Origin of the sequence: Pseudomonas sp. LG1E9, assembly GCF_003290225.1 — a bacterium.
In the GTDB taxonomy this organism is placed as follows: domain Bacteria; phylum Pseudomonadota; class Gammaproteobacteria; order Pseudomonadales; family Pseudomonadaceae; genus Aquipseudomonas; species Aquipseudomonas cyclaminis.
The window spans coordinates 41,280-58,984 of the sequence record NZ_CP029983.1 but is presented as its reverse complement, the minus strand read 5'-3'; the positions used below and the strand labels follow the sequence as shown (position 1 = coordinate 58,984).

Sequence of the window (17,705 nt, the reverse complement as noted above, 5' to 3'; positions counted from 1 at the left end):
TTTGTGTTTATCCAGAGAGGTAGGTGTTTGATGACTCAGCCCGTGATGATGACCGTCGAAGCAGGCCTTGCTGCTGAGCAAGATTTGTTGGGTGCGGTTTGCGCCGGTGAGTTGGAGTACGGGCTGCTGTTTTGGCAACCCAGCGATCAGGCATTGGTGATGCCACGTCGCTTGAGTCGATTGCCCGCTTTCGAAGTCGCCAGTCGCGTGTCCGCCGATGCCGGTTGGCCCGTGTTACTGCGCGAAACCGGCGGTGAGCCGGTGCCGCAGTCGAGTGCTACGGTCAATATTGCGCTGGTGTACGCGCCGCCACGCAGCGAAGGTGATCAAGGCCGCATCGAAACCGGTTATCAGCGTCTGTGCCAGCCGATCTGTGATGTGCTGACCGAGCTGGGCGGCAAGGCTTCCGTGGGTGAGATCGACGGGGCATTCTGCGACGGTCGCTACAACGTCAATCTCGATGGCCGCAAAATGGTCGGCACTGCCCAGCGCTGGCGGCAAAGCGGTGGCCGCCCGGTGGGGTTGGTACACGGCGCTTTGCTGCTGGATAACCATCGCGAAGCGTTGATCGCGGCGGTCAACCGCTTCAACCAAGCGTGCGGCCTCGACCAGCGGGTTCGTGCCGACAGCCATATCGCCTTGCACGAAGCGTTCCCCGCGCCGGATGCCATCAGCCGGTTGGATACCTTGTACCGTCAGATGCTGGCCAGCTTCCTGCCGGTTTAGCGGGTACCGAACACCACCATTGTCTTGCCTTTGACGTGCACCAGGTTGCGCTCTTCCAGATCCTTGAGCACGCGGCCGACCATCTCCCGTGAACAGCCGACAATGCGCCCGATTTCCTGGCGTGTAACTTTGATCTGCATACCGTCCGGGTGTGTCATTGCATCGGGCTGTTTGCACAGCTCCAGCAGGCAACGGGCCACGCGACCGGTGACGTCGAAGAATGCCAAGTCGCCGACTTTGCGCGTCGTGTCGCGCAGGCGTTGGGCGATCTGGCCGCTGAGGGCGTAGAGAATGTCGGGATCGTGTTGGGCCAGCTCGCGAAATTTTGTGTAACTGATCTCGGCCACTTCGCACTCGACCTTGGCCCGCACCCAGGCGCTGCGCTCCTGTTCCTTGCCCGCTTGTTCAAACAGCCCCAGCTCCCCGAAGAAATCCCCGGTGTTCAGGTAGGCGATGATCATCTCGCGGCCGTCTTCATCCTCGATCAGGATGGTGACGGAGCCTTTGATAATGAAGAACAGCGTTTCGGAGCGCTCGCCGGCGCAGATGATGTTGTGCTTGGCCGGGTAACGTCGGCGCTGGCAGTGCATCAGCAGCTTGTCGAGATTCTTGATCTTGGGTATGGGCGTCAGAGCAACCATGGTTGTATCCCGAAAGGCAGCGCGAGGTGGTTGGAGTTGTTGTACTCAGCGGTATCGGCATTGATACACGCTGTATAAAGGGTGGCAATACGCCACTCATTTGGCGCCAGCTTAACAGACACATTCTGACTCGATTAGCCAATTTACCGAGTAAGCCCTGTTATTGATCACATTGACGGGAAACGCTGCCGCGCTCGGGCCCTGTGCTAAGCTGGCGACCCTTTTTTAGCAGTGGAGTCTGGGCGATGAAGGCACGCATCCAATGGGCGGGCGAAGCCATGTTCCTCGGTGAGTCGGGCAGTGGCCATGTAGTGGTCATGGATGGCCCGCCGGAAGCCGGTGGCCGCAACCTGGGCGTACGTCCGATGGAAATGCTCCTGCTGGGCGTGGGCGGTTGCAGCAATTTCGACGTGGTCAGCATCCTGAAAAAATCCCGCCAGGCCGTGGAAAGCTGCGAAGCGTTCCTGGAAGCCGAGCGCGCCACTGAAGATCCCAAGGTGTTCACCAAGATCCATATGCACTTCGTGGTGAAGGGCCGGGGGCTGAAGGAGGCCCAGGTCAAACGTGCTATCGAACTGTCGGCAGAGAAGTACTGCTCGGCGTCGATCATGCTCGGCGCGGCTGGTGTGGCCATTACCCACGACTACGAGATTGTCGAGTTGGGTTGATCGCCAATGGCAAAAGAAAAGGGCGCTTTGAAAGCGCCCTTTTTTTCGGCTGCAGGTTGGGTCAGATACGGTAGGTGCTTTTTGTCATGACCTTGGCCAGCACGCTCATGCCGAACCGCACCGGCGCCGGGAAGCGGAAACCGCCGGCATCCAGGGCGCTCTCAGCGTGGTGTTCTTCATCGATACGCATCTGCTCAAGAATGGCCCGGGACTTTTCGTCTTCGGCCGGCAGTTGTTCCAGGTGTTCATCCAGGTGCTTGCACACTTGATGTTCGGTCGCGGCGACAAAGCCCAGGCTGACCTTGTCGCTGATCAACCCGGCAGCAGCGCCGATGCCGAACGACAAACCGTAAAACAGTGGGTTGAGCACGCTGGGGTGGCTGCCCAGTTGGCGAATGCGTTGCTCGCACCAGGCCAGGTGGTCGATTTCTTCCTCGGCCGCATGCTCCATGGCTGCGCGTACCTGCGGCAGCTTGGCGGTCAGGGCTTGGCCTTGGTACAACGCCTGGGCACAGACTTCGCCGGTATGGTTGATGCGCATCAAGCCGGCGACATGACGCGTGTCTGTCTCACTCATCTGCGCGTCGGGCTGCACAATGGCGGGCGACGGACGGTACGGTTGGCCGCTGAAGGGCAGCAGCGTGCGCATGGCCATGTCGGCTTGCAGCAACAGGCGATCAATCGGCGAGTAGTGACGTTGGGTAGTCATGCTGACCTCCGGGAAGAATCTCGGCGGCCAGTTTACCGCAAGAGAGGGTGAAGCGTTTGCGCTGAGTCAAGGGCATGGGGTCGCAGCACCGTGCTGCGATCCGTTTCAGAGGCCTGTCAGCCCGGCGGCCAGTTCATCTGGCGCTGACCCAGCACATGCATATGGATGTGATAGACGGTCTGGCCGCCCTTTTCATTGCAGTTCATGACGACGCGGAAACCATCCTCGCAGCCAAGTTCAAGGGCCAGGCGCTGGGCGGTGAACAGGATGTGCCCGGCCAGTGCCTTGTCGTCTTGCGTGAGGTCATTGAGCGTACGGATCGGCTTCTTCGGGATCACCAGAAAATGCACAGGTGCCTGCGGGGCAATATCGTGGAAGGCGAGGACCTGATCATCTTCGTAGATGATCTTCGCGGGTATTTCTCTGTTGATGATCTTGGTGAACAGAGTATCCACAGCTGTTTCTCCATTATGAAAGTGCAGGGGGAGTGTACTCAGCCGGTCAGCGTGGGCAATAGGCTTTGTTGATTGCACCGGCGATCTTGCGAGTCAGCCAGCGCGGGCTGAAACGTGGGCTGAACGCCAGCCAGCGATTGCGGCGGCCAGGGATGATGATGGCTTTGTTCTTTTCCAATGCGCGCACGGTGTAGAGAGCGAGCTCTTCCGGGCTCATCAGTTGTTCGCTGCGATCGAGTTTGGCGATGTCCATTTGCGCCGTGCCGAAAAATGCGGTGCGCGTAGGGCCGGGGCAAAGGACCGAGACCTTGATGCCACAGGTCTTCAGTTCTTCACGTAACCCCTCGGAGAAGTGCAGCACATAGGCTTTACTGGCGTAGTAGCTGCTCATCCACGGGCCGGGTTGGAAGGCGGCAATCGATGCGACGTTGAGAATCTGCCCGCCGCCTTGCAACGCCATGGTATTGCCCAGGGCGTGACACATGCGGGTGAGGGCGAGGATGTTGACTTCAATCAGGTCTTGTTCGGTCATCCAGTCCTGGGCCAGGAATGGCCCGCTGGTGCCAATGCCGGCGCAGTTGACCAGCAAATCGATCTGCCGCTCGCCTTCTTCAAGCTCCAGCAGGAACCCGGACAAGCGCAGCGGCTCGCCCAGGTCACAGGCACGAAACAGCACCTCGACGCCGAAGCGTTGAGTCAATTCGAGTGCAATGCTTTCCAACTGATCACGCTGGCGGGCCACCAGAATCAAGCTGCGGCCGCGACGGGCCAGTGCTTCGGCCAAGGCCAGGCCAATGCCGCTGGAGGCACCGGTGATCAGAGCGTAACGGGTCATGCCTTTCTCCATCGCAACGCCCCCATCGATGATGGAGGCATCACGGATGGGGGCGTTTCTTTACTGTTCTTCAGCAGAGTCTACAGGTTCGGCCGCTTCGTCAGCACTTTGGGCGTCTTCTTCATCAACGATGACACTTTGATCGGCATCTTCATCGGAGGTGATGGAGCTGCTTTCGTAGCTGCTGTCCACGTTCGTTTCGAGTTGGTCCAGGTAGCCGTTCATGCCCAGCGACACCACGATGATGAGCATCAGCGGAATGAATGCCAGCCACAGGGACGCCAGGACCTTCACCGCAGTGGAGTTGCGCGGTGGCGGCGCGCCGTACTGGTTGGCCCCCGAGTTACCTGGCACGACCAGCAGCAACAGCGGGAAAATGCTGTTGACCAGCGGCACGAGGTTAAGCAGGTACAGCCAGCCAGACCAGCCGAGGTCGTGCAGGCGCTGCACGCCGATTTGCACACTCACGACCATCACCGCAACGAACAGTGCGAAACCGAGCAGCGAGCCAACAATGATGGCTATCGTCGGCGACGCGGTCGCGATGGCGAAGCCCACAGTACTGAGGATGCCTGCTGCGACGAGCATTGCGACGGTCAGTACCAGCGTCCAGGCCAGATACCGCAGGCGGCCAATACGGCCATTGATCGTGAAGATCTTCAGCGTGGCGTATTCCGGGAGGCTGTCACCCACGGCAGAACGCGGAGGCGCGTACGGTGAAGCGGCTGGGCTAGCGAAGTCTGTCGCACCAGAGCTTGTCTCGTGGGTTTCGGCGAGGCTGAAGGCCACGGGCTGTTCAGCTTCGATGCGTGCATCCACGCCGGCATTTTTCAGCGCGGTGAGGTAGGTTTCGGCATCGGGGCGTGACAGGTCACGTTTGAGTGCGACCGGGCGACCGGTGAAGAGTTTCTCGATGTCCTCGACGGTGCTCTTGAACAGCTCAGCCAGGTTCAGCTTGGCCGTGGTGCTTTCGACGCCCGGGAGCAAGGCTCCATCAAACACAATCTTGAAGCGGTTGTCGCTCATGCAGGCTTCCTTGTCACTTATTCAGGTAGGAGGTGCAGGCCCGCTCAATCGGCAGGCCTGTCGGTTGGGTCAGCGTGGCCAGCGCAATTGTGCGGCCTGCTCGCGCGCCTTGCGGTATTCGGCATCCAGGCGGGCAACGAGTTCATCGACGCTGGGCAAATCATCAATCTCACCGACGCCTTGGCCGGCGGACCATACGGTCTTCCACGCCTTGGCTTCGTCGCCCAGCGGCTTGAGCTTGGAACCGAAGTTGACTTCGCCTTTGCCTTGCAGGGCAGCGAGGTCGAACCCGGCATTTTCCAGGCTTTGGCGCATAAAGCTAGCGGGAACGCCGGAGACTGCGGGAGTGTGCACGATGTCGGCGGCGCGCGATGTGAGCAGCATCTCTTTATAGGCATCTGGGGCGTGGCTTTCGGTGGTACCGATAAAACGCGTGCCGAAATACGCCAGGTCCGCACCCAGCAATTGTGCGGCGAGGATCTGGTGCCCGTGATTGAGGCACCCAGCCAGCAGCAGGGTTTTGTCGAAGAACTGGCGAATCTCGGCAATCAGTGAGAACGGGCTCCAGGTACCGGCATGGCCGCCGGCACCCGCAGCCACGGCAATCAGGCCATCTACACCCGCCTCAGCGGCTTTTTCGGCATGGCGACGGGTAGTGACATCGTGAAACACCAGGCCGCCATAGCTGTGCACGGCATCTACCAGCTCTTTTACCGCGCCCAAACTGGTGATCACAATCGGCACCTTGTGCTCGACGCAGATTGCCAGGTCCGCCTCCAGGCGCGGGTTGCTGTTGTGCACGATCAGGTTGACGGCATACGGAGCGGGGTCATCCAGTTGCGCCAGGCCCGCTTCAATTTCCTCCAGCCAGGCCTTGAAGCCACTGCTCTCGCGCTGGTTAAGCGCGGGAAAGCTCCCGACCACACCATTGCGACAGCAGGCCAGGACCAGTTGCGGGTTGGAAATCAGGAACATCGGCGCCACCACCACGGGCAGGCGCAGACGTTGTTCAAGCAGAGCGGGCAGCGACATTGGAGGTACCCCGAGTAATTGAAGTTAGAACGGTTTGACCACGACCAAAATTACGATAGCCAGCAATATCAGAACCGGTACTTCATTGAACCAGCGATAAAAGACATGGCTGCGGGTGTTTTCGCCACGGGCGAAGCGTTTTACCTGCGCGCCGCACATGTGGTGATAGCCGATCAACAGCACGACCAGGGTCAGCTTGGCGTGGATCCAGCCGCCGGACTGAAAGATGCTTGGGTTGAGGTAGATCAGCCAGCCACCGAATACCAGGCTGGCGATCATCGCCGGCCCCATGATGCCGCGGTACAGCTTGCGCTCCATGATGCTGAAACGTTCCTTGCTCACCGTGTCTTCGCTTTGGGCGTGGTAGACAAACAGGCGCGGCAGGTAGAACAGCGCTGCAAACCAGCAGACGATGCTGACGATGTGGAGGGCTTTGATCCATAGATAGAGCATTTCTAGTTATTCCCAGGTTCACGGTAGCCGAGATAGTAGTGGCTCATACGCCCATACGTCACGTTGACGGTTGTCGCAGGACGATACGGCCCCTATTATCGACGGCTTTCCAGTGGTTCGTTGAGGGCAGGGTTATGGTCAAGGTCGGTATCGTCGGCGGCACGGGTTACACCGGTGTCGAATTGCTGCGTCTGTTGGCTCAGCATCCGCAAGCTGAGGTGGTGGTCATTACCTCCCGATCCGAGGCCGGCCTGGCCGTGGCCGATATGTACCCGAACCTGCGAGGCCACTACGACGGCCTGGCGTTCAGCGTTCCGGACATCAAGACCCTTGGCGCCTGCGACGTGGTGTTCTTTGCCACGCCTCATGGTGTTGCCCATGCGCTGGCAGGTGAGTTGCTGGCGGCTGGCACCAAGGTGATCGACCTGTCGGCGGACTTCCGTCTGCAGGATGCCGATGAATGGGCCAAATGGTATGGTCAGCCACACGGCGCGCCTCAGTTGTTGGAAGAGGCGGTGTACGGCCTGCCGGAAGTCAATCGTGAGCAGATCAAGCAGGCGCGCCTGATTGCGGTGCCGGGTTGCTACCCAACCGCGACGCAACTGGGCTTCCTGCCGTTGCTTGAAGCTGGGCTGGCGGATGCTTCGCGCCTGATCGCAGACTGCAAGTCCGGCGTCAGCGGTGCAGGCCGTGGTGCGGCGGTAGGTTCTTTGTACTCCGAGACGTCGGAAAGCATGAAGGCCTACGCGGTAAAAGGGCATCGTCATTTGCCGGAAATCCGCCAGGGCCTGCGTCGTGCTGCCGGTAAGGACGTGGGCCTGACCTTCGTGCCGCACCTGACGCCGATGATCCGTGGTATTCACTCCACGCTTTACGCAACCGTGGTTGACCGTTCGGTAGACCTGCAGGCGTTGTTTGAAAAGCGCTACGCCAATGAGCCGTTCGTCGACGTAATGCCAGCGGGCAGCCACCCGGAAACCCGCAGCGTGCGCGGCGCCAATGTGTGCCGGATTGCGGTGCATCGTCCGCAGGATGGTGATCTCGTCGTGGTGCTGTCGGTGATCGATAACTTGGTCAAAGGCGCGTCGGGCCAGGCGGTGCAGAACATGAACATCCTGTTCGGACTGGACGAGAAGTTGGGTTTGTCCCACGCAGGCATGCTGCCTTAAGGCGGTTTAGCGGCTAGGCAAAAGGCCCGTCGAACGGGCCTTTTGTGTTTCTAATGGCGGCGAAGCACATTGATATACCGTAACAATAGTTGACCGATTTTCTAGGAGAAGCGGATAATGCCCGCCATTACGCATATGGCGGCGCTACGCCGGGAGATTATCAGCATGAGCGTTGAATCCTTCACCCCCACGGCTTTGCAATTCACCCACGGTGCTGCGCACAAGGTGAAGAGCTTGGTCGATGAAGAGGGTAATGATCGCTTGAAGCTGCGCGTATTCGTTACGGGCGGCGGTTGTTCAGGGTTTCAGTACGGCTTTACCTTCGATGAAGATGTGGCTGACGATGACACCATCGTTGAGCGCGAGGGCGTGAGCCTGGTTGTCGACCCGATGAGTTTCCAGTACTTGGCAGGCGCCGAGGTGGATTATCAGGAAGGTCTGGAGGGTTCGCGTTTCGTGATCAAGAACCCTAATGCCACCACTACATGCGGTTGTGGGTCTTCGTTCTCGATCTGATCGAGAGTGGATGCAAAAAAAACGCCGCTTGGCTTTCATGGGCCAAGCGGCGTTTTGCTGTCTGGGATTCAGGCGGGATAGATCGCGCCCAACACCCGCAATCCGCGTGCGCCAGTGACGCTGGGTCGGTTGGCGGCAATGCTTTCCAGGCAGCAATGGGCCAGCCAGGCGAAGGCCATGGCTTCGACCCAGTCAGGGTCTACGCCGTAAGTGGCGGTGCTGCTGACCTGAGTAGATGGCAGCAGGGTGGCCAGTCGCTTCATCATGGCGGTGTTATGTGCGCCGCCACCACAGATCAAGAGCGTTTCTGTCTGCGGTTGTGCCGATTGCAGGGACTCGACGATGGTCAGAGCGGTCAATTCCAGCAGGCTCGCCTGTACATCTTGTGGGGCGAAGGCTGGTAGGCGGCTCAGGTGCTGTTGCAGCCATCCCAGGTTGAACACTTCGCGGCCGGTGCTTTTTGGGCCTTTGGTCAGGAAGAAGGGATCGCTGAGCAGTGCGTTGAGCAACTGAGGTTCTACTTTGCCGCTGGCTGCCCACTGGCCGTCGCGATCAAAGTGTTCGCCGCGTTGTAGATGAATCCAGGCATCAAGCAAGACATTGCCCGGGCCGCAGTCGAAGCCGGCTACGGGCTTGCCGGTCTCAATCAGGCTGAGGTTGCTGAAACCGCCTACGTTCAGTACCGCACGATTGCCGGTGCTTTCGCCAAACAATGCTTCATGAAACGCGGGTACGAGCGGCGCGCCCTGGCCACCGGCGGCGACATCGCGGCTGCGGAAGTCGCTTACCACGGTGATGCCCGTCAGCTCGGTGAGCAGGGCTGGGTTGCCGATCTGCACGGTAAAGCCCCGGGCGGGTTCGTGGCGGATGGTCTGGCCATGGCTGCCGATCGCGCGGATGTCCCGAGGCTTGAGGTTTTGCTGTTCGAGCAGCGTACGAATGCCTTGGGCTGCGAGGGTAACCCAGTGCTGCTGGGCAATCGCTGAGCGGGCAATCTCATCCGGGCCGCTGGCGCACAGGCTCAGCAGCTCTGCGCGCAGGGCGTCAGGCATCGGTGTGTAGTGCGTGGCGATCAGATTGACTGCCGCGCCCTGTTCAACCAGAGCGATGTCCAGGCCATCCAGGCTGGTCCCGGACATCACGCCTATATAGAGCGGCATGGCTTAACGCTTCGCCGAAGCCAGCAGGGTGGACCGCTCTTGGTCCATGCGTGCCATCAGCGGCTGGCTTTGTTGCATGAAGCGCGCACGCTCTGCTTTGGCAATTGGGTCGGCCATCGGTAGTTTCTGACCCAATGGATCGACGTGTACGCCGTTGACCTGGAACTCGTAGTGCAAGTGCGGTCCGGTAGAGAGGCCAGTGGTGCCGATATAACCGATCACTTGGCCCTGCTTCACGTTGCCGCCCGTCTTCACGCCCTTGGCGAAGCCTTGCATGTGGCCATACAAAGTACGGTAAGTGTTGCCGTGCTGGATGATCACGGTGTTGCCGTAACCACCGCGACGGCCGGCCAGCAGGACCTTGCCATCACCCGCAGCCTTGATCGGCGTACCGCGTGGGGCGGCATAGTCGACGCCTTTGTGGGCGCGGATTTTGTTCAGAATTGGATGCTTGCGACCCATCGAGAAACGCGAGCTAATGCGAGCGAAGTCCACCGGGGTGCGGATGAAGGCCTTGCGCATGCTATTGCCATCGGCGGTGTAGTAGCTGCTGTTGCCTTGTTTATTGGTGTAACGCACGGCGGTGTAGGTCTTGCCGCGGTTGGTGAAGCGTGCGGAGAGGATGTTGCCTGTGCCGACCACTTTGCCGTTGGCGACTTTTTGCTCGTAGATTACGTCGAATTCGTCACCCTGGCGGATGTCTTGAGCGAAGTCGATGTCGTAGCCAAATACGCTGGCCATGTCCATGGTCATGCTATGGGACAACCCGGCGCGGGCAGCGGATTGCGACAGTGAACTGTTGATCACGCCGTGAACGTAGGCGGAGCGCATCACCGGTTTGGTGGTGATGCGATTGAAGGCGAAGCCTTTGGCGCCTTTGGTCAGGGAAATGCTTTCGAGGTCGCTGACATTACTGTGCAGGTTGTTCAACTGGCCGTCGGGCGTCAGTTCGAACTCAAGCTTCTGGCCGTGTTTCAGTTGGGTGAACTGCTTGGCTTGTTTGTCGCTCGCCAGCACGTCGTTTACGGCGGCAGCGGGAAGGCCAACTTTCTCGAAAAGGGTCGAAAGAGTATCGCCTTTTGCGACGATCACTTCGCGGTGCTGAGGATTCTTGGCAGCGTCTGCGAGGGGCTTTTGCGTTTCCTTAGCGGCCTGTTGGGTTTCTTCGGGCGTGTTTTCTATCTGCGCGAATGGCGATTCAGACGGGGCATTTGTGGCTTGTTGAGCGTCGGAAGCGTCTTGATCTTGTGTCAGTTGTTCAACTGGACTCTCCAAGTCAAGGCTCAGGGATGTTCGTTTGGCTTCTACGTCACTGGAAGGAAATACCAGGAGTGCCAGGCTAAGAAGGGCGGCGATACCACTTGCAGCGAGCAGGTGGGTCTTCGGGTAAAGCGGCGGCGCTTTAGACGGTTCAGTGGTCATAGGTAATTTTGACTTTGAAGATGAAATGGAAAAGATGAATGACATGATGAAGATGAAATAACTGTATAAAATATAACCAAATCATCTGTGGCGCAAGCTCGCGAACGCTGGGCTTGCTGAACGGTGTCCGTGCGCAGGGCAAAACTTGTAATTAGTCCCTGATCTTGTATGGTTGGTTCCCTTTTGAATCTGAGCCTTGCGGGTCTGTTATGAAGTCGGTTGAAGAGCAGCTAGCGCTGATAAAACGTGGTGCGGAAGAACTGTTGGTCGAGTCCGAGCTGATCGAAAAGCTCAAGCGTGGCCAGCCCCTGCGTATTAAGGCTGGCTTCGATCCGACGGCGCCGGATCTGCACCTTGGTCACACCGTGCTTATTAATAAGCTGCGTCAGTTCCAGGAGCTGGGGCATCAGGTCATCTTCCTTATAGGTGACTTCACCGGGATGATCGGCGATCCGAGTGGCAAGAGTGCGACGCGCCCGCCCCTGACCCGCGAGCAGGTTCTCGACAATGCCGAGACCTACAAGACTCAGGTGTTCAAGATCCTTGATCCGGCCAAGACTGAAGTAGCGTTCAACTCCACCTGGATGGACCAGATGGGGCCTGCGGACTTCATTCGCCTGACCTCCCAGTACACTGTTGCGCGGATGCTTGAGCGCGACGATTTCGATAAGCGCTACTCCACCAATCAGCCGATCGCTATTCATGAGTTCCTGTATCCGCTGGTCCAGGGCTATGACTCGGTGGCATTGCGTGCCGACGTGGAGCTGGGTGGGACCGATCAGAAGTTCAATCTGCTGATGGGGCGTGAGCTTCAGCGTGCGTATGGGCAGGAGGCGCAGTGCATTCTGACCATGCCGCTGCTGGAAGGGTTGGACGGCGTCAAGAAGATGTCCAAGTCCCTGGGTAACTATGTGGGTATCCAGGAGGCGCCGGGTGTGATGTACGGCAAGCTGGTCTCCATTCCTGATGCGCTGATGTGGCGTTACTTCGAGCTACTGAGCTTCCGCTCCATGGATGAAATCAATGCGCTGCGCGCAGATGTCGAGGCTGGCGCCAACCCGCGTGATGTGAAGATCAAGCTGGCCGAAGAGATTGTTGCGCGTTTCCATGGTGAGGAGGCTGCGGCCAGTGCTCACCGCGCAGCGGGTAATCGTATGAAGGATGGCGAACTGCCGGATGATTTGCCTGAGGTCGAGCTGACTGCTGGCGAGGCTATGCCTATTGCTGCTGTCCTTAATAAGGCAGGCCTGGTCAAGAACTCGGCCGTAGCGCGCGACCTTCTGAATTCTGGTGGTGTGCGTATAGATGGTGAAGTGGTAGATCGCACCTTTATATACGAGCTGGGCGCGACCCATGTTTGCCAGGCGGGGAAGAAGGCGTTTGCGCGTATTACGCTCAAATCCGAATAAGGTTGAAGTTAAGGGTTGACGGCGAATTATATCTGTCTATAATTCGCCCCACTTCCGGCGCAGTCGAAACGGAAAACTTCTTGGTAAACAATGAGTTACGCAGTTTTCGGCAGTAGGTTGCTTCAGTTCATCGAAGCCAAAAGGAAGTTGAAAAAGAGGTGTTGACAGCAGCGTGTAACGCTGTAGAATTCGCCTCCCGCTGATGAGAGATCTGAAGCGCAAGTGGTTGAAGTTGTTAAGGATTCCTTGAAAACTTCTGAAAATAATCACTTGACAGCAAATGAGGCTGCTGTAGAATGCGCGCCTCGGTTGAGACGAAAGATCTTAACCAACCGCTCTTTAACAACTGAATCAAGCAATTCGTGTGGGTGCTTGTGGAGTCAGACTGATAGTCAACAAGATTATCAGCATCACAAGTTACTCCGCGAGAAATCAAAGATGTAACCAACGATTGCTGAGCCAAGTTTAGGGTTTCTTAAAAACCCAAAGATGTTTGAACTGAAGAGTTTGATCATGGCTCAGATTGAACGCTGGCGGCAGGCCTAACACATGCAAGTCGAGCGGTAGAGAGAAGCTTGCTTCTCTTGAGAGCGGCGGACGGGTGAGTAATGCCTAGGAATCTGCCTGGTAGTGGGGGATAACGTTCGGAAACGGACGCTAATACCGCATACGTCCTACGGGAGAAAGCAGGGGACCTTCGGGCCTTGCGCTATCAGATGAGCCTAGGTCGGATTAGCTAGTTGGTGGGGTAATGGCTCACCAAGGCGACGATCCGTAACTGGTCTGAGAGGATGATCAGTCACACTGGAACTGAGACACGGTCCAGACTCCTACGGGAGGCAGCAGTGGGGAATATTGGACAATGGGCGAAAGCCTGATCCAGCCATGCCGCGTGTGTGAAGAAGGTCTTCGGATTGTAAAGCACTTTAAGTTGGGAGGAAGGGCAGTTACCTAATACGTGATTGTTTTGACGTTACCGACAGAATAAGCACCGGCTAACTCTGTGCCAGCAGCCGCGGTAATACAGAGGGTGCAAGCGTTAATCGGAATTACTGGGCGTAAAGCGCGCGTAGGTGGTTTGTTAAGTTGGATGTGAAATCCCCGGGCTCAACCTGGGAACTGCATTCAAAACTGACTGACTAGAGTATGGTAGAGGGTGGTGGAATTTCCTGTGTAGCGGTGAAATGCGTAGATATAGGAAGGAACACCAGTGGCGAAGGCGACCACCTGGACTGATACTGACACTGAGGTGCGAAAGCGTGGGGAGCAAACAGGATTAGATACCCTGGTAGTCCACGCCGTAAACGATGTCAACTAGCCGTTGGGAGCCTTGAGCTCTTAGTGGCGCAGCTAACGCATTAAGTTGACCGCCTGGGGAGTACGGCCGCAAGGTTAAAACTCAAATGAATTGACGGGGGCCCGCACAAGCGGTGGAGCATGTGGTTTAATTCGAAGCAACGCGAAGAACCTTACCAGGCCTTGACATCCAATGAACTTTCTAGAGATAGATTGGTGCCTTCGGGAACATTGAGACAGGTGCTGCATGGCTGTCGTCAGCTCGTGTCGTGAGATGTTGGGTTAAGTCCCGTAACGAGCGCAACCCTTGTCCTTAGTTACCAGCACGTAATGGTGGGCACTCTAAGGAGACTGCCGGTGACAAACCGGAGGAAGGTGGGGATGACGTCAAGTCATCATGGCCCTTACGGCCTGGGCTACACACGTGCTACAATGGTCGGTACAGAGGGTTGCCAAGCCGCGAGGTGGAGCTAATCCCATAAAACCGATCGTAGTCCGGATCGCAGTCTGCAACTCGACTGCGTGAAGTCGGAATCGCTAGTAATCGCGAATCAGAATGTCGCGGTGAATACGTTCCCGGGCCTTGTACACACCGCCCGTCACACCATGGGAGTGGGTTGCACCAGAAGTAGCTAGTCTAACCTTCGGGAGGACGGTTACCACGGTGTGATTCATGACTGGGGTGAAGTCGTAACAAGGTAGCCGTAGGGGAACCTGCGGCTGGATCACCTCCTTAATCGACGACATCAGCTGCTCCATAAGTTCCCACACGAATTGCTTGATTCATTGAAGAAGACGATAAAGAAGCAGCCCGAAATTGGGTCTGTAGCTCAGTTGGTTAGAGCGCACCCCTGATAAGGGTGAGGTCGGCAGTTCGAATCTGCCCAGACCCACCAATTTTGTGTGGGAAACGCCTGTAGAAATACGGGGCCATAGCTCAGCTGGGAGAGCGCCTGCCTTGCACGCAGGAGGTCAACGGTTCGATCCCGTTTGGCTCCACCACTACTGCTTCTGTTTGTTGAAAGCTTAGAAATGAGCATTCCATTGTGATGATGGTGAATGTTGATTTCTAGTCTTTGATTAGATCGTTCTTTAAAAATTTGGGTATGTGATAGAAAGATAGACTGAACGTTACTTTCACTGGTAACGGATCAGGCTAAGGTAAAATTTGTGAGTTCTCTTAATTGAGAAATTCGAATTTTCGGCGAATGTTGTCTTCACAGTATAACCAGATTGCTTGGGGTTATATGGTCAAGTGAAGAAGCGCATACGGTGGATGCCTTGGCAGTCAGAGGCGATGAAAGACGTGGTAGCCTGCGAAAAGCTTCGGGGAGTCGGCAAACAGACTTTGATCCGGAGATGTCTGAATGGGGGAACCCAGCCATCATAAGATGGTTATCTTACGCTGAATACATAGGCGTAAGAGGCGAACCAGGGGAACTGAAACATCTAAGTACCCTGAGGAAAAGAAATCAACCGAGATTCCCTTAGTAGTGGCGAGCGAACGGGGACTAGCCCTTAAGTGGCTTTGAGATTAGCGGAACGCTCTGGAAAGTGCGGCCATAGTGGGTGATAGCCCTGTACGCGAAAATCTCTTAGTCATGAAATCGAGTAGGACGGAGCACGAGAAACTTTGTCTGAATATGGGGGGACCATCCTCCAAGGCTAAATACTACTGACTGACCGATAGTGAACTAGTACCGTGAGGGAAAGGCGAAAAGAACCCCGGAGAGGGGAGTGAAATAGATCCTGAAACCGTATGCGTACAAGCAGTGGGAGCCCACTTTGTTGGGTGACTGCGTACCTTTTGTATAATGGGTCAGCGACTTATTTTCAGTGGCGAGCTTAACCGAATAGGGGAGGCGTAGCGAAAGCGAGTCTTAATAGGGCGTCTAGTCGCTGGGAATAGACCCGAAACCGGGCGATCTATCCATGGGCAGGTTGAAGGTTGGGTAACACTAACTGGAGGACCGAACCGACTACCGTTGAAAAGTTAGCGGATGACCTGTGGATCGGAGTGAAAGGCTAATCAAGCTCGGAGATAGCTGGTTCTCCTCGAAAGCTATTTAGGTAGCGCCTCATGTATCACTGTAGGGGGTAGAGCACTGTTTCGGCTAGGGGGTCATCCCGACTTACCAAACCGATGCAAACTCCGAATACCTACAAGTGCCGAGCATGGGAGACACACGGCGGGTGCTAACGTCCGTCGTGAAAAGGGAAACAACCCAGACCGTCAGCTAAGGTCCCAAAGTTATGGTTAAGTGGGAAACGATGTGGGAAGGCTTAGACAGCTAGGAGGTTGGCTTAGAAGCAGCCACCCTTTAAAGAAAGCGTAATAGCTCACTAGTCGAGTCGGCCTGCGCGGAAGATGTAACGGGGCTCAAACCATACACCGAAGCTACGGGTATCACGTAAGTGATGCGGTAGAGGAGCGTTCTGTAAGCCTGTGAAGGTGAGTTGAGAAGCTTGCTGGAGGTATCAGAAGTGCGAATGCTGACATGAGTAACGACAATGGGTGTGAAAAACACCCACGCCGAAAGACCAAGGTTTCCTGCGCAACGTTAATCGACGCAGGGTTAGTCGGTCCCTAAGGCGAGGCTGAAAAGCGTAGTCGATGGAAAACAGGTTAATATTCCTGTACTTCTGGTTATTGCGATGGAGGGACGGAGAAGGCTAGGCCAGCTTGGCGTTGGTTGTCCAAGTTTAAGGTGGTAGGCTGAGATCTTAGGTAAATCCGGGATCTTAAGGCCGAGAGCTGATGACGAGCTAACTTTTAGTTAGCGAAGTGGTTGATGCCATGCTTCCAAGAAAAGCTTCTAAGCTTCAGGTAACCAGGAACCGTACCCCAAACCGACACAGGTGGTTGGGTAGAGAATACCAAGGCGCTTGAGAGAACTCGGGTGAAGGAACTAGGCAAAATGGCACCGTAACTTCGGGAGAAGGTGCGCCGGTGAGGGTGAAGGACTTGCTCCGTAAGCTCATGCCGGTCGAAGATACCAGGCCGCTGCGACTGTTTATTAAAAACACAGCACTCTGCAAACACGAAAGTGGACGTATAGGGTGTGACGCCTGCCCGGTGCCGGAAGGTTAATTGATGGGGTTAGCTAACGCGAAGCTCTTGATCGAAGCCCCGGTAAACGGCGGCCGTAACTATAACGGTCCTAAGGTAGCGAAATTCCTTGTCGGGTAAGTTCCGACCTGCACGAATGGCGTAACGATGGCGGCGCTGTCTCCACCCGAGACTCAGTGAAATTGAAATCGCTGTGAAGATGCAGTGTATCCGCGGCTAGACGGAAAGACCCCGTGAACCTTTACTATAGCTTTGCACTGGACTTTGAATTTGCTTGTGTAGGATAGGTGGGAGGCTTTGAAGCGTGGACGCCAGTCTGCGTGGAGCCAACCTTGAAATACCACCCTGGCAACTTTGAGGTTCTAACTCAGGTCCGTTATCCGGATCGAGGACAGTGTATGGTGGGTAGTTTGACTGGGGCGGTCTCCTCCTAAAGAGTAACGGAGGAGTACGAAGGTGCGCTCAGACCGGTCGGAAATCGGTCGTAGAGTATAAAGGCAAAAGCGCGCTTGACTGCGAGACAGACACGTCGAGCAGGTACGAAAGTAGGTCTTAGTGATCCGGTGGTTCTGTATGGAAGGGCCATCGCTCAACGGATAAAAGGTACTCCGGGGATAACAGGCTGATACCGCCCAAGAGTTCATATCGACGGCGGTGTTTGGCACCTCGATGTCGGCTCATCACATCCTGGGGCTGAAGCCGGTCCCAAGGGTATGGCTGTTCGCCATTTAAAGTGGTACGCGAGCTGGGTTTAGAACGTCGTGAGACAGTTCGGTCCCTATCTGCCGTGGACGTTTGAGATTTGAGAGGGGCTGCTCCTAGTACGAGAGGACCGGAGTGGACGAACCTCTGGTGTTCCGGTTGTCACGCCAGTGGCATTGCCGGGTAGCTATGTTCGGAATAGATAACCGCTGAAAGCATCTAAGCGGGAAACTAGCCTCAAGATGAGATCTCACTGGAACCTTGAGTTCCCTGAAGGGCCGTCGAAGACTACGACGTTGATAGGTTGGGTGTGTAAGCGCTGTGAGGCGTTGAGCTAACCAATACTAATTGCCCGTGAGGCTTGACCATATAACACCCAAGCAATTTGCGTCGAAAGGCCAGATTGCGGTGTTTGA

General features: G+C 56.5%; 14 protein-coding genes, 2 tRNA genes and 2 rRNA genes. 9 read left to right on the top strand and 9 right to left on the bottom strand.

Annotated elements, in window-relative coordinates; genetic code table 11:
• Positions 1-30 precede the first annotated feature (30 nt).
• Positions 31-726 (top strand): lipoate--protein ligase family protein, encoded by a 696-nt coding sequence (locus DNK50_RS00440; protein WP_112192560.1) that lies wholly within the window; start codon positions 31-33, stop codon positions 724-726.
• Here DNK50_RS00440 and crp read toward each other — a convergent pair.
• The gene (crp, locus tag DNK50_RS00435; RefSeq protein ID WP_099585649.1) at positions 723-1,367 is read right to left on the bottom strand and encodes a cAMP-activated global transcriptional regulator CRP; all 645 of its coding nucleotides are present in this window, start codon (positions 1,365-1,367) and stop codon (positions 723-725) included. The genes DNK50_RS00440 and crp overlap by 4 nt on opposite strands.
• Before the next feature lie 245 nt (positions 1,368-1,612).
• On the opposite strand from crp, the gene DNK50_RS00430 reads away from it, so the two are divergent.
• Positions 1,613-2,035, top strand: a complete 423-nt coding sequence (locus tag DNK50_RS00430) for an OsmC family protein (protein ID WP_020295492.1) — start codon at positions 1,613-1,615, stop codon at positions 2,033-2,035.
• 61 nt (positions 2,036-2,096) lie between these two features.
• Here the strand turns inward: DNK50_RS00430 and coq7 are convergent, their stop codons facing one another.
• From coq7 to hemJ, 6 genes are all read right to left on the bottom strand, one after another.
• Positions 2,097-2,744 (bottom strand): 2-polyprenyl-3-methyl-6-methoxy-1,4-benzoquinone monooxygenase, encoded by a 648-nt coding sequence (gene coq7 / locus DNK50_RS00425; RefSeq protein WP_017138087.1) that lies wholly within the window; start codon positions 2,742-2,744, stop codon positions 2,097-2,099.
• A gap of 116 nt (positions 2,745-2,860) precedes the next feature.
• Positions 2,861-3,199: a histidine triad nucleotide-binding protein gene (locus tag DNK50_RS00420; protein ID WP_099585648.1), complete on the bottom strand. Its 339-nt coding sequence runs from the start codon at positions 3,197-3,199 to the stop codon at positions 2,861-2,863.
• Between the two features lie 46 nt (positions 3,200-3,245).
• Positions 3,246-4,034, bottom strand: a complete 789-nt coding sequence (locus DNK50_RS00415) for an SDR family oxidoreductase (RefSeq protein ID WP_112192559.1) — start codon at positions 4,032-4,034, stop codon at positions 3,246-3,248.
• A 60-nt stretch (positions 4,035-4,094) separates the two neighbouring features.
• Positions 4,095-5,060, bottom strand: coding sequence for a DUF805 domain-containing protein (locus tag DNK50_RS00410; RefSeq protein WP_099585646.1), 966 nt, complete (start codon positions 5,058-5,060; stop codon positions 4,095-4,097).
• Between the two features lie 69 nt (positions 5,061-5,129).
• Positions 5,130-6,092 (bottom strand): nitronate monooxygenase family protein, encoded by a 963-nt coding sequence (locus DNK50_RS00405; RefSeq protein ID WP_099585645.1) that lies wholly within the window; start codon positions 6,090-6,092, stop codon positions 5,130-5,132.
• A gap of 24 nt (positions 6,093-6,116) precedes the next feature.
• Positions 6,117-6,545, bottom strand: a complete 429-nt coding sequence (hemJ, locus tag DNK50_RS00400; RefSeq protein ID WP_099585644.1) for a protoporphyrinogen oxidase HemJ — start codon at positions 6,543-6,545, stop codon at positions 6,117-6,119.
• Between the two features lie 134 nt (positions 6,546-6,679).
• Between hemJ and argC the strand changes: the two genes are divergently transcribed.
• Both argC and erpA read left to right on the top strand, forming a co-directional pair.
• Positions 6,680-7,714 carry an N-acetyl-gamma-glutamyl-phosphate reductase gene (gene argC / locus DNK50_RS00395; protein WP_003210935.1) on the top strand — a complete coding sequence of 345 codons (1,035 nt, stop codon included), beginning with the start codon at positions 6,680-6,682 and terminating at the stop codon, positions 7,712-7,714.
• A 165-nt stretch (positions 7,715-7,879) separates the two neighbouring features.
• Entirely contained in the window at positions 7,880-8,230 is a 351-nt protein-coding gene (erpA, locus tag DNK50_RS00390; protein ID WP_003176443.1) for an iron-sulfur cluster insertion protein ErpA, read from the top strand.
• Between the two features lie 68 nt (positions 8,231-8,298).
• Here erpA and DNK50_RS00385 read toward each other — a convergent pair whose 3' ends face one another.
• Together DNK50_RS00385 and DNK50_RS00380 are read right to left on the bottom strand one after the other, a co-directional pair.
• Positions 8,299-9,390: an anhydro-N-acetylmuramic acid kinase gene (locus DNK50_RS00385; protein WP_112192558.1), complete on the bottom strand. Its 1,092-nt coding sequence runs from the start codon at positions 9,388-9,390 to the stop codon at positions 8,299-8,301.
• Between the two features lie 3 nt (positions 9,391-9,393).
• Entirely contained in the window at positions 9,394-10,812 is a 1,419-nt protein-coding gene (locus DNK50_RS00380; protein WP_112192557.1) for a peptidoglycan DD-metalloendopeptidase family protein, read from the bottom strand.
• Positions 10,813-11,021: 209 nt separating this feature from the next.
• Between DNK50_RS00380 and tyrS the strand changes: the two genes are divergently transcribed.
• The 5 genes from tyrS (at position 11,022) to DNK50_RS00350 (ending at position 17,658) form a co-directional block, all read left to right on the top strand.
• On the top strand, positions 11,022-12,221 hold the full coding sequence (gene tyrS, locus DNK50_RS00375; RefSeq protein WP_112192556.1) for a tyrosine--tRNA ligase: 1,200 nt from the start codon (positions 11,022-11,024) through the stop codon (positions 12,219-12,221).
• Positions 12,222-12,716: 495 nt separating this feature from the next.
• Positions 12,717-14,253 (top strand): 16S ribosomal RNA (locus DNK50_RS00365).
• 83 nt (positions 14,254-14,336) lie between these two features.
• A tRNA-Ile gene (locus tag DNK50_RS00360) sits at positions 14,337-14,413 on the top strand.
• A 30-nt stretch (positions 14,414-14,443) separates the two neighbouring features.
• Positions 14,444-14,519, top strand: a tRNA-Ala gene (locus DNK50_RS00355).
• A gap of 247 nt (positions 14,520-14,766) precedes the next feature.
• Positions 14,767-17,658 (top strand): 23S ribosomal RNA (locus DNK50_RS00350).
• The 16S and 23S rRNA genes sit together here with 2 tRNA genes alongside, the layout of an rRNA operon.
• Positions 17,659-17,705 lie beyond the last annotated feature (47 nt).

Bases quoted from the DNA above. Each gene is read 5' to 3' on its own strand.
- DNK50_RS00440 (WP_112192560.1), top strand. From the start codon at position 31: ATGACTCAGCCCGTGATGATGACCGTCGAAGCAGGCCTTGCTGCTGAG.
- crp (WP_099585649.1), bottom strand. From the start codon at position 1,367: ATGGTTGCTCTGACGCCCATACCCAAGATCAAGAATCTCGACAAGCTG.
- DNK50_RS00430 (WP_020295492.1), top strand. From the start codon at position 1,613: ATGAAGGCACGCATCCAATGGGCGGGCGAAGCCATGTTCCTCGGTGAG.
- coq7 (WP_017138087.1), bottom strand. From the start codon at position 2,744: ATGACTACCCAACGTCACTACTCGCCGATTGATCGCCTGTTGCTGCAA.
- DNK50_RS00415 (WP_112192559.1), bottom strand. From the start codon at position 4,034: ATGACCCGTTACGCTCTGATCACCGGTGCCTCCAGCGGCATTGGCCTG.
- DNK50_RS00410 (WP_099585646.1), bottom strand. From the start codon at position 5,060: ATGAGCGACAACCGCTTCAAGATTGTGTTTGATGGAGCCTTGCTCCCG.
- DNK50_RS00405 (WP_099585645.1), bottom strand. From the start codon at position 6,092: ATGTCGCTGCCCGCTCTGCTTGAACAACGTCTGCGCCTGCCCGTGGTG.
- hemJ (WP_099585644.1), bottom strand. From the start codon at position 6,545: ATGCTCTATCTATGGATCAAAGCCCTCCACATCGTCAGCATCGTCTGC.
- argC (WP_003210935.1), top strand. From the start codon at position 6,680: ATGGTCAAGGTCGGTATCGTCGGCGGCACGGGTTACACCGGTGTCGAA.
- erpA (WP_003176443.1), top strand. From the start codon at position 7,880: ATGAGCGTTGAATCCTTCACCCCCACGGCTTTGCAATTCACCCACGGT.
- DNK50_RS00385 (WP_112192558.1), bottom strand. From the start codon at position 9,390: ATGCCGCTCTATATAGGCGTGATGTCCGGGACCAGCCTGGATGGCCTG.
- DNK50_RS00380 (WP_112192557.1), bottom strand. From the start codon at position 10,812: ATGACCACTGAACCGTCTAAAGCGCCGCCGCTTTACCCGAAGACCCAC.
- tyrS (WP_112192556.1), top strand. From the start codon at position 11,022: ATGAAGTCGGTTGAAGAGCAGCTAGCGCTGATAAAACGTGGTGCGGAA.